This window comes from Comamonas sp. CAH-2 (assembly GCF_009668305.1).
GTDB lineage: Bacteria > Pseudomonadota > Gammaproteobacteria > Burkholderiales > Burkholderiaceae_C > Comamonas > Comamonas aquatica.
This window is the reverse complement of sequence record NZ_VSWF01000004.1, coordinates 1-25,097: the sequence shown is the minus strand read 5'-3', so window position 1 is coordinate 25,097 and position 25,097 is coordinate 1. Positions and strand designations below refer to the sequence as shown.

The window sequence follows — 25,097 nt, the reverse complement described above, 5'->3', positions numbered from 1 at the left end:
CGCGGTGCGGCAGGCATGCCCTCGCTGCGGCGACAAAATGTTCAATTTTTTTCGAATTTGATCAATGAGTGTGCGCTTGCGTTCTTTTTTGTTGTTTCATGTTTCGTCACACATTTGTCATAAAAATTTAATTAAATATTCACTGTTTTGTCATGGACAATGCGCGGCAACCAGCCGCCTTGGCCGGTGCCACAACCCGGAACGGCGACATCTGCGTCGCCCCGCCGGAACGACAGGAATGGCGCGCTGCGCGCATTTCCACAGATCCAGCAGCCTACGTGTGTGCCACGCGTAGGCTTTCTAGTTTCCAACGCTATACATAACTCTTGAAGGAGCGTTCATGCTGTTTGGCAAGCTCTTGCCCCGCGAAGGCAATTTTTTCGAAATGTTCAACCAACATGCCGAGCGCATCGTGGAAGCCGCACGTGCGTTCTCGCAGATGGTGGCCAACTACAACGATCCGCACCTGCGTGAGAAGTACAACAGCGATGTCGACAACGCCGAGCGCGCCGCCGACCGTGTGACCCACGAAGTCACCAAGACCCTGCACCAGACATTCATCACCCCCCTGGACCGTGAGCACATCCACGGCCTGATCAACACCATGGACGACGTGGTGGACCTGATCCAGGACTCGGCCGAAGCCATGGCGCTGTATGACATCCGCCAGATGACCGAAGAGATGACGCGCCTGGCCGACCTGAGCCTCAAGTGCTGCGAGCGCGTGCGCGATGCCGTCAAGCTGCTCAACCAGATCGCCGACCAGTCGGTGGCCGAGGCCGCCCTGAAGACCTGCCAGGAAATCGACCGCCTGGAATCCGATGCCGACCGCGTGCTGCGCGCCGCGATGAGCAAGCTGTTCCGCGAAGAGCAGGATGTGCGCGAGCTGATCAAGCTCAAGGGTGTGTACGAGCTGATGGAAACCATCACCGACAAGTGCGAGGACGTCGCCAACACCATCGAGGGCATCGTCCTCGAAAACTCCTGATCGACCAGCACGGGGAATCCTGACCATGGAAACCGTACAAGCCGCCCTGTGGGTGGTCATTCTGCTGGTGGCGATGGCGCTGATCTTCGACTTCATGAATGGCTTTCATGATGCGGCGAACTCGATCGCAACCGTCGTCTCTACCGGCGTGCTCAAACCCACGCAGGCCGTGGTGTTTGCCGCCTTCTTCAACTTTGTGGCGATCTTCGTGTTCCACCTCAGCGTGGCCGCCACGGTGGGCAAGGGCATCGTGAATCCCGAGATCGTGGACACCCACGTGGTCTTCGGCGCCCTGGCCGGCGCCATCGTCTGGAACCTGATCACCTGGTACTACGGCATCCCCTCCAGCTCCTCGCACGCGCTGATCGGCGGCATCGTCGGCGCTGTGGTGGCCAAGGCCGGCACCGGTCCGCTGATTGCCAGCGGCATCCTCAAGACCCTGGCCTTCATCTTCATCTCGCCGCTGCTGGGCTTCCTGTTCGGCTCGCTGATGATGGTGATCGTCGCCTGGATCTGCCGCCGCACGCGCCCCAGCAAGGTGGACAAGTGGTTCCGCCGCCTGCAGCTGGTGTCGGCCGGCGCCTATTCGCTGGGCCACGGTGGCAACGATGCGCAAAAGACCATCGGCATCATCTGGCTGCTGCTGCTGGGCACGGGCTACATGTCGAGCACCGAATCCAGCCCGCCCATCTGGGTGATCGTCAGCTGCTACGCGGCGATCGGCCTGGGCACCATGTTCGGCGGCTGGCGCATCGTGAAGACCATGGGCCAGAAGATCACCAAGCTCAAGCCCGTGGGCGGCTTCTGCGCCGAATCTGGGGGCGCGATGACGCTGTTCTTCGCCACCTTCCTGGGCGTGCCCGTCTCCACCACCCACACCATCACCGGCGCCATCGTCGGCGTGGGCTCCACCCAGCGCATGAGCGCGGTGCGTTGGGGCGTGGCCGGCAATATTGTCTGGGCCTGGATTCTGACCATCCCCGCCAGCGCCTTCGTGGCGGCCGTGGCCTACTGGGTCAGCCTGCAGCTCTATTAAAAAGAGCGCCTGGCGCTGATACAAAAAGGACTTCAGAGTGGAATGACTCTGAAGTCCTTTTTCTTTCTGCGCAAGCTGCTACGTTGTTGGAAGCAGCCAAGTCCTCATTGGGAAATCTTGCGCGCTTCCTCAATCTGGTATTCGAAGTAGTGCTGGAAGCTGTAGGCCAGGCTGGCCATCAGCACTGCCGCCCCCACCATCAGGGCGGCCGCGATGGCGGCAATCGTGAACCAGTTGGTGTGGCCGGCCGGTGCATCGGCGCTGGCCTGCGGGTTGAAGCGGGCGTTCCATTGCTGCGGCTGGCGCAGACCGTAGAGGATGGCCACCAGGGCGCAGGCGGCGATGGTGAAGCCCAGCAGCGGAATCAGCACCCAGCTGAGCTGGTCATCCTGGCCGAACTGCTGCACGCGCTGGATGCCATACAGCCCCAGCGCCGTGGGAATGGGCAGGGCCCAGCCCAGGGTGTCGCCCATCCCATGCAGATAAAACCGGTGCAGCCCCAGGGGGCCTCCGACGAATGCCAACCACGCTGCAACGGTCTTGTTCTTCATGCTCCCATTATTCGGGCGAGGTGCTGGCGCCGGCACCTAGGGACTTCTCCATCATCACCACATCCAGCCAGCGGTCGAACTTCCAGCCCACGGCGCTGAGCGTGCCCACATGCGCAAAGCCTGCGGCGCGGTGCACCCCCACCGATCCGGCATTCGTGCTGTCGCCGATCACGGCGATCAGCTTGCGCACGCCGACGGCTTCGCACTCCCGGCACAGCGCATCCAGCAGCAAGCGGCCAATGCCCTGGCCGCGCGCCGCGTCGGACACGTAGATGGAATCCTCGGCCGAGAACCGGTAGGCCGGGCGCGGCTTGAACCAGTTGGCATAGGCGTAGCCCAGGATGCTGCCATCCTCGCCTTCAGCCACCAGCCAGGGCAGCTGCTTGTTCAGCACGTCCTGGCGGCGGGTCGTCATGTCGGCCAAGGAGGGCGGCTCGATCTCGAAGGTGCCGGTGCCGTGCAGCACGTGGTGGCGGTAAATGGCCGTGATGGCGGGCAAATCCAGGGGTTGGCTGGGGCGGATGTTAGGCATAAAAATCAGAACCCTATATAATCTTGCGTTTTCGGCGTGTCGCTGGCCGGGTGGCCATGTCGCGTGTCTCAAACGCCGTGAAAAACTCTTGCAGCAAATTTGCTGTGACCACCCGAAGGATAAATCATGGTCGTTATTCGACTCTCCCGCGGCGGCTCCAAGGCACGTCCTTTCTTCAACATCGTCGTGACCGACAAGCGCGTTCGTCGCGATGGCGCTTTCATCGAGCGCGTGGGTTTCTACAACCCCACCGCCCGTGGCGCTGAAGAAGGTCTGCGCATTGCGCTGGACCGCGTGACCTACTGGAAGGGCGTTGGCGCCCAGGCTTCCGACACCGTCGAACGCCTGCTCAAGCAAGCTGCCGCCAAGGCTGCTGCCTAATCAGCACCCCCATTGAAAACGGGTTCCGTTGGCTAGTCTGACGGAACCCGTTTTTTCTTTTTTCGTCTTTTGAAGATTGTCATGAGCCACATGCCTGAACTGGAACCCACCGCACTGCCGGACGATGCGGTGGAAATTGGCCGCATTGCCGATGCGTGGGGGGTGAAGGGTTGGTTCAAGGTCATTGCCTACAGTGCGGATCCTGAAGCCCTGTTCGCCGCCAAGCAGTGGTTCTTGCTGCCGGCCGAAAAAGGCGCCAAGCATTTCACGGGCACGGTGCTGCTGCCGGTCAAGCAGGTGCGCCCGCACTCGGACACCATCGTGGCCACCTCGCCCGCCGTGCTGGACCGCAATGCGGCCGAGGCCCTGCGCGGTGCCCGCATTTTCGTGGCGCGCGAGCATTTTCCCCAGGCCGAGGACGGCGAGTACTACTGGGTCGACCTGATGGGCCTGCACGTCAGCAACCGCGAGGGCGTGGCGCTGGGCGTGGTCAAGGATTTGCTGGCCACCGGCCCCCAGACCACGCTGGTGCTGGCCTACGAAGAAGGTGGCAAGGAGCGCGAGCGCATGATTCCCTTTGTCGATGCCTACATCGACAAGGTGGATGTGGCCGCCAAAACCATCATCGCGGACTGGCAGCCCGACTACTGAGCCCTTGGCACGCATGCGTTTCGACATCATCACCCTGTTCCCCGAGCTGTTTACCCCTTTCCTGGAAAGCGGAGTGACGCGCCGTGCCTATGCCTCCGGGCAGGTGGCGGTGCATCTGTGGAACCCGCGCGACTATGCCCAGGGCAACTACCGCCGCGTGGACGATCGCCCGTTCGGCGGTGGCCCAGGCATGGTGATGATGGCCGAGCCGCTGCAGCTGTGCCTGGAGGCCATCCGTGCGGCGCGCGCCGAGGGCGGAGCATCCGCGCCGGCCCCGGTGGTGCTGTTCTCGCCGATCGGCCAGACCCTCAAGCACGAGGTGGTGGCCGACTGGGCCGAGAGCCAGGGTGCGATCCTGCTGTGCGGCCGCTATGAGGGCATCGACCAGCGCTTCATCGACCAGCATGTCACCCACCAGCTGAGCCTGGGGGATTTCGTGCTCTCCGGTGGCGAGCTGGCGGCCTTGGTGCTGCTGGATGCGGTCACGCGGCTGCAGCCCGGGGTGCTCAACGACGCGGGCAGCTTCCAGCAGGACAGCTTCAACCCCGCGCTGGACGGGCTGCTGGACTGCCCGCATTACACCCGTCCCGAAGTCTGGCAAGGCCAGCCGGTGCCGCCCGAGCTGCTGTCGGGCCACCACGGCAACATCGAACGCTGGCGCCGTGACCAGCGCCTGCGCATCACAGCGCAGTACCGTCCGGAACTGATCGCACAGGCCCGCGCCCAGGGCTTGTTGAATGCCAAGGACGAAGGGTTTTTGGCAAAAAACGCGTCCCAGCTATAATCCCTGGTTCTTTGATCCTCTATCCGGCCGCTGCATCGGTTTGAATGCAGCCATAGCACCAATCCCGGCGCTTGCCAATTCTGGCGCGGACAAGATCAAGATGGATGAATCATGAATCTGATCCAAACTCTGGAGCAAGAAGAAATTGCTCGCCTGAACAAGACCATCCCTGCTTTCGCGCCTGGTGACACCGTCATCGTGTCCGTGAACGTGGTGGAAGGTAACCGCAAGCGCGTGCAGGCTTACGAAGGCGTGGTGATCGCCAAGCGTAACCGTGGCCTGAACAGCGCGTTCATCGTGCGCAAGATTTCCAGCGGCGAAGGTGTGGAGCGTACGTTCCAGACTTACTCTCCCCTGATCGCTGGCATCGAAGTCAAGCGCCGCGGTGATGTGCGTCGTGCCAAGCTGTACTACCTGCGTCAGCGCAGCGGCAAGTCGGCACGTATCAAGGAAAAGCTGCCACAACGCGTCAACAAGACTGCTGTTGCAGCTGCCGAGTAATCGCGCAGCCTTGTCAGGCAAAAGCCGCTACAGTTCGCTGTGGCGGCTTTTTTTATGCCCGTGGAGAAGCTTTGTTGACCCCCTCGCCCGCGTCCCGGCAGCCAGCGTCGCTGACCGCCAGCATCCCCAACTTCGATCCGCGCCAGGTGCCGGTCATCGGCACCGACAGCCATCTGCCGGCCGTGCCCGCCGCCGGTCAAACCCCCCTGGCCTTGCGCGCGCGCTTTGCCCATCCGCCGCGGTGGCAGCCCGAAGTCCGCAAGGAGGCACGCTTTGCCCCGCGCACGCCGGCGCATGCGGCGGTGCTGGTGCCCCTGGTGCTGCGCGAAGAACTGACGGTGCTGCTGACCCAGCGCACGGAGCAGCTGTCCACGCATTCCGGGCAGGTGGCCTTTCCCGGCGGGCGCCAGGACCCGGAAGATGCCGATGCCACGGCCACGGCCCTGCGGGAGGCCCAGGAGGAAGTTGGTCTGGATCCCGGGCAGGTCGAGGTGCTGGGCAGCCTGCCGGTCTATGAGACCGGCACGGCCTTCATGGTCACCCCGGTCGTGGCCCTGGTGCAGCCCGATGCGCCGCTGCATCCCAACCCCTACGAAGTGGCGGATGTGTTCGAGGTGCCGCTGCGCTTCTTGCTCGATCCGGCCCACCACCAGCGCCACCGGCTGCACTGGCAGGGCCTGGAGCGCGAATGGTTTTCCATGCCATACCTGGATGCCGGGCGCGAGCGCTACATCTGGGGCGCCACGGCGGGCATGCTGCGTAACTTCTACCGTTTCATGGTGGCTTGAGGCGGCCCGTGCTGGCACGGGGGTGGCAAGGCGAAGGCTTGCCGCTATCATCGTCCCATGAGTTTCTTTGCCATCTTGCTTGCTCTCTTGCTGGAGCAGGCCCGTCCGCTGTCACGGGGCAACCCGGTGCACGCTGGCGTTCGGGCCTGGTCGGTGTCGGTGCGTCGTAACTTCGATGCGGGTCGTGAACACCATGGCTGGGTGGCCTGGGGACTGGCCATGGTGCCCCCTGTGCTGCTGGTCGTCGGGGTGTACTGGCTGCTGATGCGCTGGGTCGGCTGGCCGGCGGCCATGCTGTGGAATGTGGCCGTGCTGTACGTCACCCTGGGCTTTCGCCAGTTCAGCCACCATTTCACCCGCATCCGCGACGCGCTGGAAAGCGGTGACGAGCAGGCGGCGCGCGAAGGTCTGGCGGACTGGCGCCAGGTGGATGCGGCCGAGGTCCCGCGCAGCGAAGTGGTGCGCCATGTGATCGAGTACTCGGTCATCTGCGCCCACCGCCACGTGTTCGGCGTGCTGTTCTGGTTTGCGCTGCTGGCGGCTCTGGGCCTGGGGCCGGCGGGCGCCGTGCTTTACCGCATGGCGGAATACCTGTCGCGCTACTGGTCGCGCAAGTCGATTGGTGGCGCCGCGCCGGTGAGCGAGCGGTTGCAGCAATCGGCCAAGCAGGCGTGGACGGTGATCGACTGGCTGCCTGCGCGCATGACGGCGCTGGGGTTTGCCGTGGTGGGCAGCTTCGAGGAGGCGATCGATGGCTGGCGCTTTCACACCAAGCACTTTCCCAACGACAACGATGGCGTGATTCTGGCGGCCACCGCCGGTGCCATCAACGTGCGCCTGGGTGGCAACGCGCTGAAGATGCGCGAGGAACTGCAGACCGCGCCCGTGTACGACGACGAGGACGGCTGGCAGGACCCGGGTGTGACCCCGGGGCGCGAGGCCGACGTGGGCCACCTGCGCGCTGTGGTGGGCCTGGTCTGGCGCAGCGTGGTGGTGTGGATGCTGCTGCTGGCGCTGCTCAGTCTGGCGCGCCTCATCGGCTGATTGGATAGCACTCTGCGCAGACTGCATCAGGGCTAGAGGCCAATTTTCCATAAAAAAACCGCCAGGGATTGCCTGGCGGTTTTTTTGTGGGGCGTGTGCCGTCGCTTCAGTAGCGCATCTGGCTCAGCTCGTCGAACAGCTCGGCGTAGATGCGGTAGCGGTTGGGATGGATGCAGTGCGGGCTGCCTTCCTTGTCCACCTCGGCCATCACGGCGCAGCCCGGCTCGTGCAGGTGGGTGCAGTTGTAGAACTTGCACTGGTCGGCCAGGGCGCCGATGTCCGGCATGCAGCGCGGCAGGTCGGTGGGGGCGATGTGGTACAGGCCAAATTCCTGGAAGCCGGGGGAGTCGATCAGGGCCGTGGTGCGCGCGGCGTCCATCCAGTACCAGGTGGTGGTGGTGGTGGTGTGCTTGCCGGTGTTGAGCACGCGCGAGATCTCGTTGGTGGCCGCCTGTGCGCCGGGCACCAGCAGGTTGATCAGCGTGCTCTTGCCCACGCCCGAAGGGCCGAGCACGAAGGTGCGCTTGCCGGCCAGCAGGTCCATCAAGGCCTCTTTCTGCTCGGGGTCGTCGCTGGTCAGGTTCAGCGGGATGACCGGGTAGTGCGGGCTGCCGTCGGGGCGCTGCAGGGCGCGGTAGGCCTCCAGGCGCTGCCAGGCCAGGGCAAAGGCTTCGGGCAGGTCGAACTTGTTCAGCGCGATGATGGGCTGAATGCCGGCATCCTCGGCCGCGATCAGGGCGCGCGCCAGCTGGCTTTCAGAGAACACCGGCTCGGCCGCGATCAGGATCAGCACCTGGTCCAGGTTGGCGGCGAACATCTTGGTGCGGATCTCGTCCTGGCGGTACAGCAGGTTGCTGCGCTCCAGCACTTTCTCGATCGTGCCTTCCTCGCCCTGGCCGGGGGGCGGGGCCTGCCACAGCACGCGGTCGCCGACGACGGCCTGGCTCTTCTTGCCGCGCGGGTGGCAGATGCGGCGGCTGCCGTCCTCGGTTTCCACGATGCAGTGGCGGCCATGGCTGCCGACAACCAGGCCTTCGGTGGAGGCGGCCGCCGAGGCGACGGCGGCTTTGCTGTGCTTGCGGCTCATGCGGCGCTCACGGGGTGGGGGGTGGCAGGTGCCGGCATGCGTGCCAGGCGCTCCACCGCCGGTGGGTGGGAGTAGTAATAGCGCGCATACACCGGGTCGGGCGTCAGGGTCGAGGCGTTGTCCTGGTACAGCTTGAGCAGTGCGCTGGCCAGCGCGCCGCCGTCGGCCTGGGCCATGGCATAGGCATCGGCCTCGAATTCGTCGCGCCGTGAAAAATGGGCCACCAGGGGCGACAGCCAGAAGGTGAACACCGGCAGGGCCAGCACGAACAGCAGCAGGGCCAGGCCCGGCTGGTCGGTGGGCTGGCCGAAGGCCAAGGCCACGCTGGGCGTCACGCCCAGGCCGGCGTAGAACCAGGCCTGCTGCGACACCCAGCCCAGCAGGGCAAAGCCGAGCAGGCTGACGGCAAACATGCCCAGCATGCGCTTGGTGATGTGCTGGTGCTTGAAATGGCCCAGCTCGTGCGCCAGCACGGCTTCGACCTCGTCGGCATTCAACTGCTGGAGCAGGGTGTCGTAGAACACCACGCGCTTGGACGTGCCAAAACCGGTGAAGTAGGCGTTGGCATGGGCCGAGCGGCGGCTGCCGTCCATCACGAACAGGCCCTTGGCGGCAAAGCCGCAACGCTGCATCAGCTGGGTGACGCGCGCCTGCAGGGTGGCGTCGGTCAAGGGCTCAAACTTGTTGAACAGCGGGGCGATGAAACTGGGGAAGACCCACATCAGCAGCAGCTGGAAGGCGGTCCAGAAGCCCCAGGCCCACAGCCACCACAGGCTGCCCGTGGCCTGCATGCACCACAGGATGGCCCAGGCGATCGGCAGGCCGATGGCGGCGGCCAGCAGGGTGGACTTGCACAGGTCGGTCAGCCACAGCGCCGGCGTGCTTTTGTTGAAGCCGAAGCGCGCTTCCAGCACAAAGGTCTGGTACAGCGCGAATGGCAGGTCGAGGGCCCCGGAGATCAGGGCGAAGGCTGCCAGCAGCGCCAGTTGCTGGCCCAGGCCGGGTGCCATGAACTGCAGCAGGCCGGCGTGCAGCGCGTCCAGGCCGCCCAGCAGGGTCCAGCCCAGCAGGACCACGGCCCCCCAGGCCATGTGCACCAGGCCGAAACGGGCCTTGGCCAGGGTGTAGTCGGCGGCCTTCTGGTGGGCCCCCAGGGCGATCCGGTGCGCGAATGCCGCCGGCACCTGGTGGCGGTGCTGGGCCACATGGCGCACCTGGCGCGTGTTGAGCCACATCTGCACCAGCAGGTGCAGGGCCAGCATCAGCGCGAAGGCCAGCGTCAGCAGCAGCGAAGGGGAAAGGGCGTTGTGTGTCGGCATTGGCGGCGAGTGTAGGCGACAATTTGCGGATGTCTCTTGCCGCCTCCCCCGAAACCCCTGTGCTGCCCAAGTCCGACCTCAACCTGGTGTGGCTGGACTGCGAAATGACGGGGCTGAACCCCGAGCACGACCGCATCATCGAAATCGCGGTGGTGATCACCAATGCCAACCTCGATGTGCGGGTGGAAGGTCCGGTGTTCGCCATCCACCAGAGCGATGCCCTGCTGGACGGCATGGACGCCTGGAACAAGGGCACACACGGGCGCAGCGGCCTGATTGAGCGCGTGAAGGCCTCGCAGGTGACGGAAGAGCAGGCGCAGGCGCAGCTGATCGCCTTTCTGAGCAAGTACGTGCCCAAGGGCAAAGTGCCGCTGTGCGGCAACAGCATCGGCCAGGACCGGCGCTTCCTGGCGCGCTACATGCCCAAGCTGGAGGCCTATCTGCATTACCGCAACGTCGATGTCAGCACGCTCAAGGAACTGGCGCGGCGCTGGAAACCCGAGGTGGTCAGCAGCTTCAAGAAAGCCCAGCGCCACACCGCCCTTGCCGACGTGCTGGAGTCCATCGACGAGCTGCAGCACTACCGCGCGCACTTCCTCAGCCCGGTGCCGGCCGAGGAAGCGGTGGCCGATCCCGCACCATAAGGCGTGTAATCCCAGGGGGATAAGCCCTTGTGGATTGAAGAAAAAAGCAGGGCGTGCAATAATAGCGATCTTGTCTGAACGCAACCTTGGAACAAGGTCTGCGCTTTTTTCAGCCATTTGCGCATCTCCCATCACTCACCGGGCTCACCGACACCCGCTCGCCATGGCCGCCCCACACGGGCCGCCAGCGATGCCGATACGACTGCCCACCACATCCACCAGCGTGGAAGTGCTTTGTTTGACGGTTGATGTTTCCCTAACCGTCAAGAAAGCAGCACTGCCGCTGGGCATTGGTGTTTGCTTTCCGCGTGAGAACACATGAACGACATCCTCAATGAGCAGGGCCTGGTGGCCGCTGCAGATACCTCTTTGGACGCTACCCTGGACCAGATGCTGGCCGACGTGGACCCTGTGGAGGCCGCTGAGCCCACAGGTCCCAATCCTTTCGAAGAACTGGGTCTGGCGCCCGAGCTGGTGCGTGCCGTGGGTGACCTGGGCTACACCCAGCCCACACCCGTGCAGGCACAGGCCATTCCCCTGGCGATGGGGGCTGGCGAAGATGCCGGTGGTTTCATCGACCTGATGGTCTCCAGCCAGACCGGCTCCGGCAAGACGGCCGCCTTCCTGTTGCCCGTGTTGAACACCCTGATTCAGCAGAAGAACGAGGAAGAGGCCGAAGCCAAGGCGGAATACGACCGTCTGGCGGCCGAAGCGGCGGCCCGTGGTGAACCTGCCCCCAAGCGCAACAAACGCAAGGACCCCACCAACCCCCGCAACTTCAAGGCTGCCGTGCCCGGCGCCCTGATCCTGTGCCCCACGCGCGAGCTGGCGCAGCAGGTGGCGCACGATGCGATTGAGCTGGTCAAGCACTGCCGCGGCATGCGCATTGCCAATGTGGTGGGTGGCATGCCCTACCAGGTGCAGATCGCCAAGCTGCAGAACGCCAACCTGGTGGTGGCCACGCCTGGCCGCCTGCTGGACCTGCAGCGTTCGCTGCAGATCAAGTTGGACAAGGTGCAGTTCCTGGTGGTCGACGAAGCCGACCGCATGTTGGACCTGGGCTTTGCGGACGACCTGGCCGAAGTCAACCAGCTGACCGAGCAGCGCAAGCAGACCATGATGTTCAGCGCGACCTTCGCGCCCCGCATCCAGCAGCTGGCCATGCGTGTGATGCACGACGGCGGTGCCAACGTGAAGAAGGTGACCATCTCCACGGCGCAGGAAAAGCACACCAACATCAAGCAGGTGCTGTTCTGGGCCGACAACGCCCAGCACAAGCGCAAGCTGCTGGACCACTGGCTGCGTGACACCACGATCAACCAGGCCATCGTGTTCGCCTCCACCCAGGTGGAATGCGACGGTCTGGCGACCGACCTGCAGGAAGCTGGCTTCTCCGCCGCTGCCCTGCACGGCGCGCTGAGCCAGGGTCTGCGCAACCGCCGCCTGATGGCGCTGCGCAATGGCCAGATCCAGGTGCTGGTGGCCACCGATGTGGCAGCCCGCGGCATCGACGTGCCCACCATCACCCACGTGTTCAACTACGGCCTGCCCATGAAGGCCGAGGACTACACCCACCGCATCGGCCGTACCGGCCGTGCAGGTCGCGAAGGCGTGGCCGTGACGTTTGCGGAATTCCGCGACCGTCGCCGCGTGTTCGACATCGAAGGCTACACCCGCCAGCAGTTCAAGGCCGAGGTCATCCCGGGCCTGGAACCCCAGCAACGCTTCCCGTCCGCCGGTGAGCGCGACGGCCGTCGTGGTGGCGGCGCCGGTGGCCGTGGTGGTTTTGGTGGTCGCCGTGACGGCGACGGCTATGGCCGCAAGCCAGGCTTTGGTGACCGTGGTGGTTTCGGTGGAGGCCAGCGCCGCGAAGGTGGCTTTGGTGGCGACCGTGAGCGTGGCAGCTTCGGTGGTGACCGTCCCCGCTTTGGCGGCGACCGTGACCAGCGTGGTTTTGGTGGCGACCGTCCCCGCTTTGAAGACCGTGGCGGCGATCGCGGCGGCTTCGGTGGCGGCCAGCGCCGTGAAGGTGGTTTTGCCGATCGCAAGCCCGCTTTTGGTGACCGTCCCGAGCGCGGTGGTTTCGGTGGTGACCGTCCCCGTTTTGAAGACCGTGGCGGCGATCGCGGCGGCTTCGGCGGCGGCCAGCGCCGTGAAGGCGGCTTTGCCGAGCGCAAGCCTTTCGGTGGCGATCGTCCCCGTTTTGAAGGCCGTGGCGACCGCGGTGGGTTTGGTGGTGGTGAGCGTCGCGAAGGCAAGTCCTTCGGCGGCCGTGATGACCGCAATGGCGGTGGGTTTGGTGGCGACCGCCGCAAGAGCTTCTCGCGCGACCGCTGATGCAGCTCGGGTTGCGCCTGGTGCGCAGCCCTGGTGTGCATGCATAAAAAAACCGGCTTTGGGCCGGTTTTTTTATGCCTGTTGCACGGTGGTCATGTGTGCGCTGTTGGGAAAAGCATAGCGGCTGGCGCTGATCTGCTCGTTGTTGAAGCCTGATGCAAGCGCCAAATCCTTGTGGTGTCAGCGCGGGTAGCTATGGATTTCATGGGTGCATAACAAAAAAGCCGTCTTGTGACCAAGACGGCTTTGTGTGTTTGGTGGGCCCTGAGTGATTCGAACACTCGACCAACGGATTAAGAGTCCGCTGCTCTACCAGCTGAGCTAAGAGCCCTTCGCAACCGGAAGGATCACTGCGCGGCGCAGTGAAGAGAAAACTTGGTGGGCCCTGAGTGATTCGAACACTCGACCAACGGATTAAGAGTCCGCTGCTCTACCAACTGAGCTAAGAGCCCGACTGGATCAACCAGATCGCTGCTTGGGAGGGGAAGTGGTGGGCCCTGAGTGATTCGAACACTCGACCAACGGATTAAGAGTCCGCTGCTCTACCAGCTGAGCTAAGAGCCCACTTCGTTGCCAATCAAGCAAGATCGCTATTATGCACCAAAAAAATGGCAGCTTCGGGAAAGTACGGTCTTTTTCCCGCCGATTTACTGCATCGCATTGCGGCTGGCCAGCTCCACGAACAGGCCGCTGTGGTCCAGATCGCCCAGGCCATGCTCCACGCCGTCGGCATACAGCTGCTCGAACAGGCTGGTGATGGGGGCGTCAAAACCGATCTCCTGGGCTGTGGCCAGGGCGTTGCGCATGTCCTTGAGCTGCACCGTCATTTTGCCGCGCGCAGAAAAGTCACGCTCCACCATGCGCTGGCCGTGCAGCTGCAGGATGCGGCTGTCGGCAAAGCCGCCGGTGATGGCTTCGCGCACCTTGGCCGGGTCGGCGCCGCCCTTGGCGCACAGCAGCAGGGCTTCGGCCACGGCGCCGATGCTGATGCCCACGATCATCTGGTTGGCCAGCTTGGCCAGTTGCCCGGCCCCGTGCGGGCCCACGTGCGTGGCCCGGCCCAGGGGGGCGAACAGGGCCTGGGCGGCCTCGAAGTCTTCGGCTTTGCCCCCGACCATGATGGCCAGGCTGCCGTTTTCCGCCCCCACGGTGCCGCCGGAGACCGGGGCGTCCAGGTGGCGCAGGCCACGCTCGCTCAGGCGGGCGGCATGGTCGCGGGCTTCGCGCGGCTGGATGGAGGCCATGTCCACCACCAGGGTGCCGGCGCGCATGCCGTGGATGGCGCCATCCTGGCCCATGCCGAACAGCACGTCGCCCACGACCTGGCCGTTCTCCAGCATGCTGATCACGTAGTCGGCCTTGATGCAGGCCTGGCGCGGCGTGTCATGCACAAAGGCACCGAGCGCGGCCAGGGGCTCGGCCTTGGCGCGGGTGCGGTTCCAGGCATGCACGACATGGCCGGCAGCCAGCAGGCGCCGGGCCATGGGCACGCCCATCAGGCCGCAGCCCAGCACGGCGATGCGCAGGCCGGAGGTAGGGGAGGGGGTCAAGGGTGTCTCCGTCATTGTCGTCGTCGGCATGGCGCTGAAAAACCAGCGCCAAAAGATGCCAGGACGCAATCATGAGGATTTTTTTTCACACAGGCTTGCAAATCGCTTGCAAGCGCAGTGCATAAAAGTAACGACTGTATGAACTTGCGCAGACTGGGTCACGCGCGGCGCAGGCGATGGCCGGCCGCTGCGTGCCGGCCATCCTGGATGGGCGGTCGCCTGCCTAGGCCGACGGGGCGGCGTTGGTGGTTGCGCGCGTGCCAATCAGCAGGCGGAACGGCAGCAGCAGGCACACGGCCATGACCAGCTTGACGCCCAGATCGCCCAGCGCCAAGGTGACCCAGGGCAGGTCTTCGCCGGCAAAGCCCACGCTCCAGAAGACGCCGGTGTCCAGCACGGCGGCCAGCACGGTGGCGATCAGCGGTGCGCGCCACCAGCGGCTTTGGCGCAGGCGGTCGAACACCGCGATGTCCAGCATCTGCGACAGCAGGAAGGCCAGACCGGACGCAGCCGCGATGCGCGCCGGCGCCAGGATAGCCGATGCGGCCACGGCCACGGCAAAGCCGACCCAGGCCACCCGCCGCGCCTGGGCAGGGCCGAAGGCGCGGTTGACCAGCTCCGTCACCAGGAAGGCGAAGGGGTAGGTGATGGCGCCCCAGGTCAGCCAGTCGTTGATGGCGTACTGCACCAGGATGTTGGACGACAGCACGACCACGCCCATGGCCAGCACGGCCAGGGTCAGTTGCGAGCGGTGGGGATGGGGGTAGCGCATGGTGGTGCTTCCTTTGCGGCGGGCTCAGTAGGCGCCGGAGTTGCGCACGCCGGACGAGGGCACGTCCAGGCCGAGGATGGCGCAGGCCACGGCCTCGCCCACCTTGATGCCGTCCACACCGGCCGACAGGATGCCGCCCGCGTAGCTGGCACCTTCGCCCGCCGGGTACAGGCCGCGGGTGTTCACGCTCTGGAAGTTGGCGCCCCGGGCAATCTTCACGGGCGAGGAGGTGCGCGTCTCCACGCCGGTCAGCACGGCCTGGTGCATGTCGTAGCCGCGCAGCTTCTTGCCGAAGGCGGGCAGGGCTTCGCGCATGGCCTCGATGGCAAAGGCCGGCAGGGCCTGGTGCAGGTCGCCCCAGGTGATGCCGGGCTTGTACGAGGGCGGCACGTGGCCCACCTCGCGCGATGGCCGGCCGGCGATGAAGTCGCCCACCAACTGGCCGGGGGCGTTGTAGTTGCACCCGCCCAGCTCGTAGGCCTTGGATTCCAGCTGGCGCTGGAACACCACGCCGGACAGCGGGTGGTGGCTGCCGGGCGGCTGGTGTTCCACGCCATAGGTCTTGCCGTCGAAGGCCCAGGCGAACGAAGCCGCGTCCTGCGGGTAGTCGCTGGGCTCGATGGCGCAGACCATGCCGGCGTTGGCATTGCGTTCGGCGCGCGAGTACTGGCTCATGCCATTGGTGACCACGCGGCCGGGTTCGCTGGTGGCCGCCACCACGGTGCCACCGGGGCACATGCAGAAACTGTAGACGGCGCGGCCGTTCTGGGCGTGGTGCACCAGCTTGTAGTCGGCGGCGCCCAGCAGGGGGTGGCCGGCGTGCTTGCCCCAGCGGGCCTGGTCGATCACGCTCTGCGGGTGCTCGATGCGAAAGCCCACCGAGAAGGGCTTGGCCTCCATGTACACGCCGCGTTCGTAGAACATGGTGAAGGTGTCGCGCGCGCTGTGGCCCAGGGCCATCACCACCTGGTCGGTCTCCAGGGTGTACACCTCACCCGTGGCCTGGTTGAGTACGTCGATGGCCGTGACGTGGCGCTCCTCGCCCTCACCGGCAATCTGCAGGTCGGTCACGCGCTGCTCGAAGCGGATCTCGCCGCCCAGGCGCACGATCTCTTCGCGGATGCCTTCCACCAGCTTCACCAGCTTGAAGGTGCCGATGTGCGGGTGGGCGGCATACAGGATTTCCGGGGGCGCGCCATAGGTCACGAACTCCTGCAGCACCTTGCGGCCCAGGTGGCGCGGGTCCTTGATCTGGCTGTAGAGCTTGCCGTCCGAGAAGGTGCCGGCACCGCCTTCGCCAAACTGCACATTGGATTCGGGTGTCAGCTCGCGCTTGCGCCACAGGCGCCAGGTGTCCTTGGTGCGTTCGCGCACCGTCTTGCCGCGCTCCAGCACGATGGGCTTAAAGCCCATCTGCGCCAACACCAGCGCGGCAAACATGCCGCAGGGGCCAAAGCCCACGACCACGGGGCGGTGTGGCAGGTCCGCAGGGGCCTGGCCCACGGGCGTCCAGGCCATGTCGGGCGTGGGATGGACGTGGGGGTGGTCAGCAAATTGTTCCAGCAGCGCAGCTTCTTGGCTGGCGTCGGCCAGGGCGATGTCGACGATGTAGACGGCCAGCAGTTCGGCCTTGCGCGCATCGAAGCTGCGTTTGTGCACATGGACCTGGGCGATCGCATCGGCGGCAATCCCCAGGCGCTCGGCCGCCAGGACGGTCAGGCGGGCGGTGGGCAGGAATTCGGAATGGTTCTCGGGGTGGTATTCCAGGGCCGAGAGCGGGATTTTCAGTTCTGCGATGCGGATCATGGTGGCTTGTACCTATCAAGCAAGGGCAGGCATCGTAGTGCAAAGCGCGGCCCCGCATCCCGCCCGCCCGGCTTGGCCGGGCGGTGCGCTGGGAATCTGCATCGCAAAAATGCATAGCTGCCAGCGCAGGCAGGGCAAGCGCTGGCGGGCTTTTTAGCTGTGAATGCTCAGGCGGGAATGGCCCACGCCGCCGCCCTTCTCGACATGGATTTGCGTGGGAATGCGCTCTTTGAGCGCCTCGACGTGGCTGATGATGCCGATCATCTTGCCGCGGGCATTCAGCACATCCAGGGCCGCCAGCGCGGTCTCCAGCGTGTCGCCATCCAGCGTGCCAAAGCCTTCGTCCAGGAACAGTGAGTCGATCGAGACCTTGTGGCTGACCAGGTCCGACAGTGCCAGGGCCAGCGACAGACTGACCAGGAACGATTCACCGCCGGACAGCGTGCGCGTGTCGCGCGCCACATCGCCCTGCCAGCGGTCGACGATGTCCAGCTCCAGCTCGCCCGTGGGCTTGCGCCGCAGCACATAGCGCTCGTGCAGGCGCGCCAGGTGCTGGTTGGCCAGTTGCAGCAGGTGGTCCAGCGTCAGCCCCTGCGCAAACTTGCGGAACTTGTCGCCCTGGGCCGAGCCGATCAGCGCGTTCAGGCGCTGCCACAGCTCACTGTCCTGCGCCTGGGCGGCGATCTGCGCCAGCAGGGCCTGCTGGTTCTCGCGGTAACGGTCATCGTCTTCCAGGCGCGCGCGCGTGGCGCCGAGCTGCTCGGTCTGGGTGCGGCGTTGCAGCTCCAGGGCCTCCAACTGGTTCAGCACGGCCTCGGGTGGCTGGTCCGTCAGGGCCTGGGCCTGCAGCTGCGCCTGCTGCGCCAGCGCTTGGGCCCGCCAGGTGGCCGCCGCTTGCACGGCGTCCGCCAGCGTGCGCTGCCACTGCTGCAGGCGCAGGCGTTCGGCCTCGGGCAGGCAGGCCTGCTGGAAGGCCTGCACATCGGCAAACGGGCTGGCCTGCAGGGCCTGCAGCCAGGCGCTGTGGGCCTGGGCCACGGCGGCCTGCTCGGCCTCCACGGCGCTCTGGGTCTGGGTGATCCGGCCTTGCAGCTGGGCCAGGTGCTGGGCCTGCGCGGCGATGGCTGTCGCGCAATCGGCCAGGGTGGCGGGCAGCGTGGCCGGGTCTGGCGCTGGCGATGCCAGGGCCGTGGGCATGGGGCACGTGGCGCTGCGTGCCTGCCACTGGGCCGCGGTGGCCTCGGCCTGGGCACAGGCCTGCTGCTGCAGCGCCCAGCGTGGGCTCAGTTGCTGCAGCTGTTGCCCGCTGTCCTGCCAGCGCTGCCAGGCGTGCTGCAGGGCGTCCAGCCAGGCGGCGGTGGCGGCCGGATCGGGCAGGTGCTGGCCGTGGTCTGCCAAGCTGGCCTGCAGCTGCGCCTCCAGTGTGGCCAGGGCGTCGGCCTGCTGCTGCACGGCCTGCTGTGCCTGCTGCACACGCTGCTGCGCTGCGTGCAGGCGCTGTTGCAAGCCGTCGTGCTGGTGGGCCGCGTCGTGCCGTGCCTGGGTCGCCTGGTAGTGGGCGGCCGTGGCGGCGTGCAGCGCCCGCTCGCCGTCCTCGGCCTGTTGCAGCGCGTGCTGCACCGCGTGGGCCTGGCGGTGCGCCTGGGCCAGTGCCTCGGCCCACGGGCCGGGGTGCTGCCAGTCGCCGGTCGGGCCCTCGGGCGGTGGCAGGGACTGCCAGGCTGCGGCGCTGCGCGCGCTGGCGGTGTGCAACTGCTGGAGCTGGTCGTGCAGCCCCGACTGGCGTTGCTGTGCGGCGGCCAGGGCGGCTTTGGCGGCTTCGCCCTGTTCCTTCCACTGTTCCAGCGTCGCCTCGGCGGCGTTCAGCGCGGTCTGCGTGGCCGACACATCCAGCGCCTGGTAGGCCGCCACGGCCGGGTGCTCCAGCGCGCCGCACAGGGGGCAGGCGTGGCCGGGCTGCAGGGCCCGGCGGTGTGCCTCCAGGCTTTGGATGCGGCGCTCCTGCTCCAGCAACTGGCGCTTGTCGGCTACCACGTCGCGCTGGGCGGCGTAGCGCTGGCGCAGGTCGGCCAGGGCTGCCGTCTGCCGGTCGAGCTCGGCCGTGCCGGCCGCGAGGGCGGCCTCCAACTGCGTCTGGTGCTGGGCGTGTTCGCGCCGGGTGGCGGCCAACGCCTGGCGCTGTTCGGCTTGGGCGACCGCCTGCTGCGCAGCTTGCCAGCGTGCACGCAGCTCGGCCAGGCTGGCGCTGCCGTGCTGGGCCAGCAACTGGTGCAGCGCCGCCGTGGCGGCCTGCAGGGCGTCGCTGGCCGTAGTTTCCGCCTGTGCGGCGGCGTGCAGCTGGGCCGTTTGCGCCGCCAACGTGCGCTGTAGTTGGTCCACGTCGGCGCCGTGCTGCGCGGCGCTGCGCTGCTGCGCGGCCAGCTGTTGCAACGCGTGCTGGCGCTGCTGCAGCTGGGCGCGCCAGCCGCCCAGGTGTTCGCCCAGCTGGGCGTCGGCGGCATGCTGTTGCTGGTAGCGCTGCTGCTCCTCCATGGCCGCCTGCAGGGCCTGCAGCTGCTGCCGGGCGGTGCTGGCTTCGGCTTGCGCCTGTTGTGCCGCATGCTGGTGCAAATGGGCCTGCAGCGCTTGTTGGTTCAGCAGTGATTGCTGCAGTTTTTGAAGTGTCTCCTGCGTCTGGCGGTGCGCGTCCAGGCTGCGCTGCCAGTGCTGCTGCAGGGGCAGCAAGCGCTGCGCGGGGGCGTCCTGTTCCAGGCGTTGCAGTGCGTCGTGGGCCTGGTGCTGGGCCTGCAGGGCCTGCTGCTCGGCCGCGGTGGCCTGCTCCACCGCCTGCTGGGCGCTGGCGCATTGCTGCAGCCAGGCGTGGTGGCCCTGGGCGGTGGCCCAGGCCGTCTGCGTCTCGGTCAGCGCGGTGTGCAGCTGCTGGTGGCGGGCTTGCAGTTCCGCGCGCGCTTCGGGGGCCAGCAGCTGCACGCCATCGGCCTGGGCCTGGGTGCGCGCCAGGGCCTCGCGCGCCTCGCGGGCACGCTCGAACACGGCCTGGGACAGCTGGCCGTAGATTTCGGTGCCGGTCAGCTCTTCCAGCAGTTCGGCGCGGTCGTTGGCGTTGGCATTCAGGAAGGCGGCAAAGCTGCCTTGGGCCAGCAGCATGGATTTGGTGAAGCGCCCGAAGTCCAGGCCGGTGATCTCTGCGATGCGCCGGGTCTTGTCCTTGCTGTGGGTGGTCAGGATGTGGCCCGCGCCCGTGGCGGCATCGATCTGGGCCAGCTCGACCTTGGGTGGCTGCAGCGCGCCGTCGGCCTTGTCGCGGGCGCGGCGCTGGCTCCAGAAGGCACGGTAGACCGTGGATTGCACCTCGAACTCCACCTCGGCCAGGCAGTCTGCCGTGTGGCGGGTCATCAGTTCGTTGCTCTGGCCACCCACGGCGTTCAGGCGTGGGGTCTCGTGGTACAGCGCCAGGCAGATGGCATCCAGCAGGGTGGATTTGCCGGCGCCCGTGGGGCCGGTGATGGCAAACAGGCCGTTGTCGGCAAACGCGGGCTGGCGAAAGTCGATCTGCCATTCGCCCTTGAGGGCGTTGAGATTCTTCAGCCGCAGGCTCAGGATCTTCATGCCGCACCTCCGGCGTGCAGCGTGGCCAGCAGGCTGTCATAGCGGGCGCGCAAGGCCGCTTCCAGCTCCGCCGGCAGCGTCTCCTGGGCCAGGCGGCGCGCAAAGACTTCGCGCGGCGACAACTCATGCAGCGAGGCGGCATCCTCGGCCCACAGGCCCGGCGTGGCCGTGCCGCGCTGCCGCTTGACGCGCAGCACCTCCAGCGGCAGGTCCTGGACCATGGCCTCGATGCGCGGGGCCAGATCGGGCAGGTAGTCGTCGTCCTGCACGGTGACCTCCAGCCAGGCCGGGTGCTCCGCCGTGCTCTGGGCGGCCAGCGCGCGCAGGGTGGCGGGCAGGCTGGCCAGGTTGCCGCTGGCCGAGACCAGGGTCTGGCACACCGGGGTGGGCAGCGGCGTGACCGAGGACAGGCCGTCCGCGCCCAGCTCGACCAGCAGCACCTCCTTGGTCTGCCGGGCCTCGTCGAAGCCCAGCGCGATCGGGGAGCCGCTGTAGCGGATGTGTTCCAGGCCACCCACCTTCTGCGGCTTGTGGATGTGGCCCAGCGCGATGTAGTCGGCCGGCGGAAAGGCGGTCGTGGGGAAGGCCTCGAGCGCGCCCACGTAGATCTCGCGCACCGATTCGTTGCTGCTGGCCCCCACGGTGGTCAGGTGGCCGGTGGCGACGATGGGCAGGCGCACGCCATGCGCCTGCAGGTGGGCGGCCTGTCGGGCCTGCGCCGCGGCATAGACCTGGGCATAGGTGTCCTGGATGGCGGCCTGCAGGCTGCGCTGCTTGTCCTGCGCGCTCTGGCCGGCCTGGCTGTGCAGCACGTCGCGCGGCCGGATGAAGGGCAGGGCGCAGACGATGCAGCCGGCCTGGCCGCTGGCGCGCTGCGGCAGGGTGACCAGGTGCTGTGCGGCGCTGCCGGTGCTGGCGATGACGGTGGTCTGTAGGTGCTGCAGCAAGGGCAGGCTTTCGCCCAGCACACTGACCGAATCGTGGTTGCCGCCCAGCAGCAGCAGGGCCACGTTCAGGCGGTGCAGCTCGGCAATCAGACGGTAGTACAGCGCCCGGGCGTAGCTGGGCGGGGTGCCGGTGTCAAAAATGTCCCCGGCGATCAGCACGGCATCGACCTGCTGCACCTGCACCTGCTCCAGCAGCCAGTCGATCAGGGCCGTGTGCTCGCGCTCGCGGCTGTGGTTCATGAAGCTCTGGCCGAGGTGCCAGTCCGAGGTGTGCAGCAGGCGCATGGGAAGGGGAATCCAAAAGGGGCAATCACGGTCGATGCTATCAACCTCCTGTCCCCGCAGCACCGTGCGGGGGCGCATTTCGCCGCGGGGGCCTGCGGATTGGACGGACGCATTCGCATCCCCAGCCTGTCACCTGCAGGACGCGGCGGCCGCGTTCCTGCAGGTCCTGCAGCACGTGGGCCCAAGGCCCGCGCCAGCACCGGCCGGGCCTGCCGGGCGGTGCGGCCCAGGTGTTGCGCTGCACGATGTGGTTTGCCCTAGGGGCGGCATTTCCTGGGGCAGACCCGCAAGGCGGGCGGCACACCGCGCCGTAGATTGCACCCATGTTCCACGGACGATGACCAGGAGGCAGGCATGCAGCGACGGACTTGGATGACAGCGGTGGTGGCCACCACCCTCAGCATGGGGGTGGCGCAGGCGCAGGGCGACGCTTTTCCGAACAAACCCATCACCCTGATCGTGCCCTACGGGCCGGGGGGTGTGACCGATGTGATTGCCCGGGCGCTGGGGGCCAGCATGGGCAAGACCCTGGGGCAGACCGTGGTGGTGGAGAACAAGGCCGGGGCGGCGGGCGCCATGGGCGTGGTGGACATGCTGACCGCCCGCCCCGATGGCTACCGCCTGACGCTGGCGCCCGTGGGCATCTTCCGGCAGCCCTACATCCAGAAGGTGGCCTATGACCCGGTGCGCGATTTGACCTACATCGCCAGCTTCATGACCTACGACTTCATCCTTACCGTGCCGGCCAGCTCGCCCATCCGCACGCTGCAGGACTATGTGGCCTGGGCGCGCCAGCACCCAGGGCAGATGAGCTATGGCACGCCGGGCAAGTTCACGGCCAACCACGTGGCCATGGCCCTGCTTGAGAAGAAGACCGGCATCCAGCTGAACCATGCCCCCTTCAAGGGCGATGCGGACGCCATCAGCGCCCTGGCCGGCGGGCACATCCAGTCGGCCATTTTTGCCAACAGCATCCTGCCGCAGCTGCAGGCCGGCAAGGTGCGCGCCCTGGCCACCGCGGCCGACCGCCGGCCCGAGGCCTTTGCCGATGTGCCCACCTTCCGCGAGGCGGGCTATGGCTTTGACGTGCCTTCGCCGCTGGGCATTGCCGGGCCCAAGGGGCTGCCGCAGGAGGTGGTGCGCAAGCTGGATGCCGCCGTCAAGGCGGCGATGAACGACCCCGGCTTCCAGCAGGTGGTGGCCAACTACGGCATCCGCACCGACTACCGCGACCATCAGGCCTACGCGGCATTCGCGCAGCAGGCGTTTGCCGAGGAAAAGGCCATCGTCCAGGGCATCGGCCTGGACTGAGCGCGGCGCGGGCGGCCTCAGGCCACCCGCAGGCGGATGCACTGCTGCACGGGGTCCAGCTCGCAGGCCAGCACGGCGCGCTCCTGGCCGTCGAACTGCAGCGCCGTGCGCAGGCGCTGGCCGTCGCCGCTGACCAGCCAGGCGATGTCTTCGGCGCAGATGCGGCGCGCGGGCAGGGGCAAGGGGCCCGCCGGGCCGTGGACTTCCACAGCCACGGGGCCGTCTTCGCCAAAGATGTGCAGGTATTCGGGCAGGGTGGCGGTGGCGTTCATGGGTACGCGTTGGGTGGTGAGGGGGATCGCCACCATAGAAAGCGCAGGCCGTGCCTGTCCAGCGACGCGGTCAAACGCCGTGCAGCCCAGGCACCGGTCTGCGCCGGGCTTGATGCAGCGCAGAGGCTAGGCCGCTGGCGCACGGGTGGATAAAAAACCAGAGCGCCCAGCGCACACCGATAGTGCATTTGCTGCAGATTTCGGTGGAATACCGAACGCTGGCGCGCGCAGGCCGCTACCAAAACCAAAAGCCCCCGAAGGGGCAGGTTGGAGCGCGGTCTGGGTGGGCCGGCCTACATGCGGAACACGTCCAGCGTGCGGCGCAGGATGCCGGCGTTGGTGTCCATGTGCTGGGCGGAGTGGGCCGACTCCTCGGCCAGCCGGGCGTTGTCCTGGGTGACGGCATCCAGGTCGTTCAGGGCGTCGTTGACCTGGGCAATGCCCTGGGTCTGCTCGCGCGTGGCGGTGACCACGCTGTGGATCAAGGCGCTGACCTGGGTGACGGAGTTGACCGCCTGGTGGATGGTGTGGCCGGCCTGCTGCATGTGACGGGCGCTCTGGTCCATCTGCTCGCTGGACTGCGCGATCAGCTGGCGGATCTCGCCGGCCGCCTGCGCGCTGTGCTGGGCCAGGGCCCGCACCTCGCCGGCCACCACGGCAAAGCCACGGCCCTGCTCGCCGGCGCGCGCGGCTTCTACGGCGGCGTTCAGCGCCAGGATGTTGGTCTGAAAGGCAATGCTTTCGATGGTGGAGATGATGTGCCCCATCTGCTGCGACGACTGGGCCATGCCTTGCACCAGCGCGCCCACTTCCTCCATGGCCTTGCCGCCCTGCACGGCCAGTTGGGCGCTTTGCTCGCTGTGGACCTTGACTTCTTCGGTGGACTGCTGGGCATTGGCGACCGTGGCGGACAGCTGCTCCATGGCGGCGGCGGTCTCCTGCAGGTCCTGGGCCTGGCGGTCGGTGCGCTGGGCCAGGTTGATCGAGCCCTGGGTCAGCTGGCGCGACATCACGGTGAAGCCGTCGATCTCATGCCGCGCATCGCCCACCACGGCGCGCAGGTTGATGTGCACCTGCTTGAGCCGCTCCAGCAAGAAGGCCATGGGGTGGCGGCCCTGGTAGGCCGGCAGGGCGCCGTCGAGCTTGCAGCCCGCGATGTCCCCCGCCAGCAAGGCCACGTCCTCGAAGGGACGCGTCACCCGCACATGCTGGCGGTACAGCGTCAAGGCCGTCAGCAGGGCCAGCACGCCAGCCTGCAGGCCGGTTTGCCAGCCCTGGGTCCAGCCCATCAGCGGAAACAGCAGGGCCACGGCCACCATTGGCAGCAGCAGCGTCGCCAGGCGATGGGTGAAGCTGGCGCGCTGCAGCTTGCCGAGCTGGTTTAGCAGGCCATGGTGGCGCACGCTGCCGGCGTGCAGGTAGGCGTTGCCCTGGGTGCCGTTGTTCAGGCGCTCGTACAGCGCGCTGGCGGCGCGCACCTCGTTGTCCGTGGGCTTGACGCGCACCGACATGTAGCCCACGGGCTTACCGTGTTCCATGATGGGTGTGACGTAGGCGCGCACCCAGTAGTAGCGGCCATCCTTGCGCAGGTTCTTGACCACGCCCGACCAGGCGCGGCCATGGCCGATGGTGGTCCACAGGTCCTTGAAGGCCTCGCGCGGCATGTCGGGGTGGCGCACGATGTTGTGCGGCTGGCCCATCAGCTCGTCCATGGCATAGCCGCTGACATGCGTGAACGCGGCGTTGCAGTGCGTGATGCGGCCCGTGCGGTCGGTGGTGGACATCAGCAGCTCGGACTCGGGAACCAGGAACTCTTCATTGCGCGCCACCCACCAACATCAGACTGGGGGCACCGGCCCGCACTCACCCCAAGGGACACCACATGCACGCCACCATCGAACG

General features: G+C 66.7%; 22 protein-coding genes and 3 tRNA genes. 11 read left to right on the top strand and 14 right to left on the bottom strand.

The genetic code is table 11. The annotated features are described in order from the left end of the window. The first annotated feature begins 340 nt into the window (after positions 1 to 340). Both FYM52_RS04290 and FYM52_RS04285 read left to right on the top strand, forming a co-directional pair. A complete protein-coding gene (locus FYM52_RS04290; RefSeq protein WP_045267378.1) occupies positions 341 to 988 on the top strand; it encodes a DUF47 domain-containing protein in 648 nt (215 codons plus the stop codon). 25 nt (positions 989 to 1,013) lie between these two features. Further along, positions 1,014 to 2,024 (top strand): inorganic phosphate transporter, encoded by a 1,011-nt coding sequence (locus tag FYM52_RS04285; RefSeq protein WP_042411527.1) that lies wholly within the window; start codon positions 1,014 to 1,016, stop codon positions 2,022 to 2,024. A 104-nt stretch (positions 2,025 to 2,128) separates the two neighbouring features. Here FYM52_RS04285 and FYM52_RS04280 read toward each other — a convergent pair whose 3' ends face one another. After that, positions 2,129 to 2,575: a TM2 domain-containing protein gene (locus FYM52_RS04280; RefSeq protein WP_042411524.1), complete on the bottom strand. Its 447-nt coding sequence runs from the start codon at positions 2,573 to 2,575 to the stop codon at positions 2,129 to 2,131. A 7-nt stretch (positions 2,576 to 2,582) separates the two neighbouring features. Beyond that, positions 2,583 to 3,107 carry a GNAT family N-acetyltransferase gene (locus FYM52_RS04275; protein WP_154163214.1) on the bottom strand — a complete coding sequence of 175 codons (525 nt, stop codon included), beginning with the start codon at positions 3,105 to 3,107 and terminating at the stop codon, positions 2,583 to 2,585. A 126-nt stretch (positions 3,108 to 3,233) separates the two neighbouring features. Between FYM52_RS04275 and rpsP the strand changes: the two genes are divergently transcribed. The 6 genes from rpsP to FYM52_RS04245 all read left to right on the top strand — a co-directional run bounded on the left by rpsP (position 3,234) and on the right by FYM52_RS04245 (position 7,256). After that, entirely contained in the window at positions 3,234 to 3,488 is a 255-nt protein-coding gene (gene rpsP / locus FYM52_RS04270) for a 30S ribosomal protein S16 (protein WP_042411519.1), read from the top strand. Positions 3,489 to 3,569: 81 nt separating this feature from the next. Next, positions 3,570 to 4,139, top strand: a complete 570-nt coding sequence (rimM, locus tag FYM52_RS04265; RefSeq protein WP_043380588.1) for a ribosome maturation factor RimM — start codon at positions 3,570 to 3,572, stop codon at positions 4,137 to 4,139. Between the two features lie 13 nt (positions 4,140 to 4,152). Beyond that, positions 4,153 to 4,923, top strand: coding sequence for a tRNA (guanosine(37)-N1)-methyltransferase TrmD (gene trmD, locus FYM52_RS04260; protein WP_154163320.1), 771 nt, complete (start codon positions 4,153 to 4,155; stop codon positions 4,921 to 4,923). A 111-nt stretch (positions 4,924 to 5,034) separates the two neighbouring features. Further along, positions 5,035 to 5,424: a 50S ribosomal protein L19 gene (gene rplS, locus FYM52_RS04255; protein WP_042411516.1), complete on the top strand. Its 390-nt coding sequence runs from the start codon at positions 5,035 to 5,037 to the stop codon at positions 5,422 to 5,424. Between the two features lie 74 nt (positions 5,425 to 5,498). Then, entirely contained in the window at positions 5,499 to 6,212 is a 714-nt protein-coding gene (locus FYM52_RS04250; protein ID WP_370513801.1) for a CoA pyrophosphatase, read from the top strand. A gap of 57 nt (positions 6,213 to 6,269) precedes the next feature. Then, positions 6,270 to 7,256: a CobD/CbiB family protein gene (locus FYM52_RS04245; RefSeq protein WP_043380335.1), complete on the top strand. Its 987-nt coding sequence runs from the start codon at positions 6,270 to 6,272 to the stop codon at positions 7,254 to 7,256. A 106-nt stretch (positions 7,257 to 7,362) separates the two neighbouring features. Here FYM52_RS04245 and rsgA read toward each other — a convergent pair whose 3' ends face one another. Together rsgA and FYM52_RS04235 are read right to left on the bottom strand one after the other, a co-directional pair. After that, the gene (rsgA, locus tag FYM52_RS04240) at positions 7,363 to 8,343 is read right to left on the bottom strand and encodes a ribosome small subunit-dependent GTPase A (RefSeq protein ID WP_154163212.1); all 981 of its coding nucleotides are present in this window, start codon (positions 8,341 to 8,343) and stop codon (positions 7,363 to 7,365) included. Next, positions 8,340 to 9,662 (bottom strand): M48 family metallopeptidase, encoded by a 1,323-nt coding sequence (locus FYM52_RS04235; RefSeq protein WP_154163211.1) that lies wholly within the window; start codon positions 9,660 to 9,662, stop codon positions 8,340 to 8,342. The genes rsgA and FYM52_RS04235 overlap by 4 nt, the downstream gene beginning before the upstream one ends. A gap of 29 nt (positions 9,663 to 9,691) precedes the next feature. On the opposite strand from FYM52_RS04235, the gene orn reads away from it, so the two are divergent. Continuing rightward, complete coding sequence (gene orn, locus FYM52_RS04230; RefSeq protein WP_042411506.1) at positions 9,692 to 10,306, top strand: oligoribonuclease; 615 nt, start codon at positions 9,692 to 9,694, stop codon at positions 10,304 to 10,306. Between the two features lie 318 nt (positions 10,307 to 10,624). Next, positions 10,625 to 12,643: a DEAD/DEAH box helicase gene (locus FYM52_RS04225; RefSeq protein ID WP_154163210.1), complete on the top strand. Its 2,019-nt coding sequence runs from the start codon at positions 10,625 to 10,627 to the stop codon at positions 12,641 to 12,643. 255 nt (positions 12,644 to 12,898) lie between these two features. Here the strand turns inward: FYM52_RS04225 and FYM52_RS04220 are convergent. The 8 genes from FYM52_RS04220 to sbcD form a co-directional block, all read right to left on the bottom strand. Further along, positions 12,899 to 12,974 (bottom strand) — tRNA-Lys (locus FYM52_RS04220). A gap of 45 nt (positions 12,975 to 13,019) precedes the next feature. Then, positions 13,020 to 13,095, bottom strand: a tRNA-Lys gene (locus FYM52_RS04215). A gap of 36 nt (positions 13,096 to 13,131) precedes the next feature. After that, positions 13,132 to 13,207, bottom strand: a tRNA-Lys gene (locus FYM52_RS04210). 83 nt (positions 13,208 to 13,290) lie between these two features. Further along, complete coding sequence (locus tag FYM52_RS04205; RefSeq protein ID WP_154163209.1) at positions 13,291 to 14,208, bottom strand: NAD(P)-dependent oxidoreductase; 918 nt, start codon at positions 14,206 to 14,208, stop codon at positions 13,291 to 13,293. Positions 14,209 to 14,416: 208 nt separating this feature from the next. Beyond that, on the bottom strand, positions 14,417 to 14,965 hold the full coding sequence (locus FYM52_RS04200) for a VUT family protein (protein WP_154163208.1): 549 nt from the start codon (positions 14,963 to 14,965) through the stop codon (positions 14,417 to 14,419). Positions 14,966 to 14,989: 24 nt separating this feature from the next. Beyond that, on the bottom strand, positions 14,990 to 16,771 hold the full coding sequence (locus FYM52_RS04195; RefSeq protein WP_154163207.1) for an NAD(P)/FAD-dependent oxidoreductase: 1,782 nt from the start codon (positions 16,769 to 16,771) through the stop codon (positions 14,990 to 14,992). Between the two features lie 153 nt (positions 16,772 to 16,924). Then, positions 16,925 to 20,380 carry an AAA family ATPase gene (locus FYM52_RS04190; RefSeq protein WP_154163206.1) on the bottom strand — a complete coding sequence of 1,152 codons (3,456 nt, stop codon included), beginning with the start codon at positions 20,378 to 20,380 and terminating at the stop codon, positions 16,925 to 16,927. Then, the gene (gene sbcD, locus FYM52_RS04185) at positions 20,377 to 21,612 is read right to left on the bottom strand and encodes an exonuclease subunit SbcD (RefSeq protein WP_154163205.1); all 1,236 of its coding nucleotides are present in this window, start codon (positions 21,610 to 21,612) and stop codon (positions 20,377 to 20,379) included. Before sbcD ends, FYM52_RS04190 begins: the two co-directional genes overlap by 4 nt. 354 nt (positions 21,613 to 21,966) lie before the next feature. Here sbcD and FYM52_RS04180 point away from each other — a divergent pair, with 354 nt between their 5' ends. Further along, on the top strand, positions 21,967 to 22,923 hold the full coding sequence (locus FYM52_RS04180) for a tripartite tricarboxylate transporter substrate binding protein (protein WP_154163204.1): 957 nt from the start codon (positions 21,967 to 21,969) through the stop codon (positions 22,921 to 22,923). Positions 22,924 to 22,940: 17 nt separating this feature from the next. Here FYM52_RS04180 and FYM52_RS04175 read toward each other — a convergent pair whose 3' ends face one another. Both FYM52_RS04175 and FYM52_RS04170 read right to left on the bottom strand, forming a co-directional pair. Further along, positions 22,941 to 23,195 (bottom strand): hypothetical protein, encoded by a 255-nt coding sequence (locus FYM52_RS04175; RefSeq protein ID WP_042411488.1) that lies wholly within the window; start codon positions 23,193 to 23,195, stop codon positions 22,941 to 22,943. A 293-nt stretch (positions 23,196 to 23,488) separates the two neighbouring features. Next, complete coding sequence (locus tag FYM52_RS04170; RefSeq protein WP_370513798.1) at positions 23,489 to 25,024, bottom strand: methyl-accepting chemotaxis protein; 1,536 nt, start codon at positions 25,022 to 25,024, stop codon at positions 23,489 to 23,491. Positions 25,025 to 25,097 lie beyond the last annotated feature (73 nt).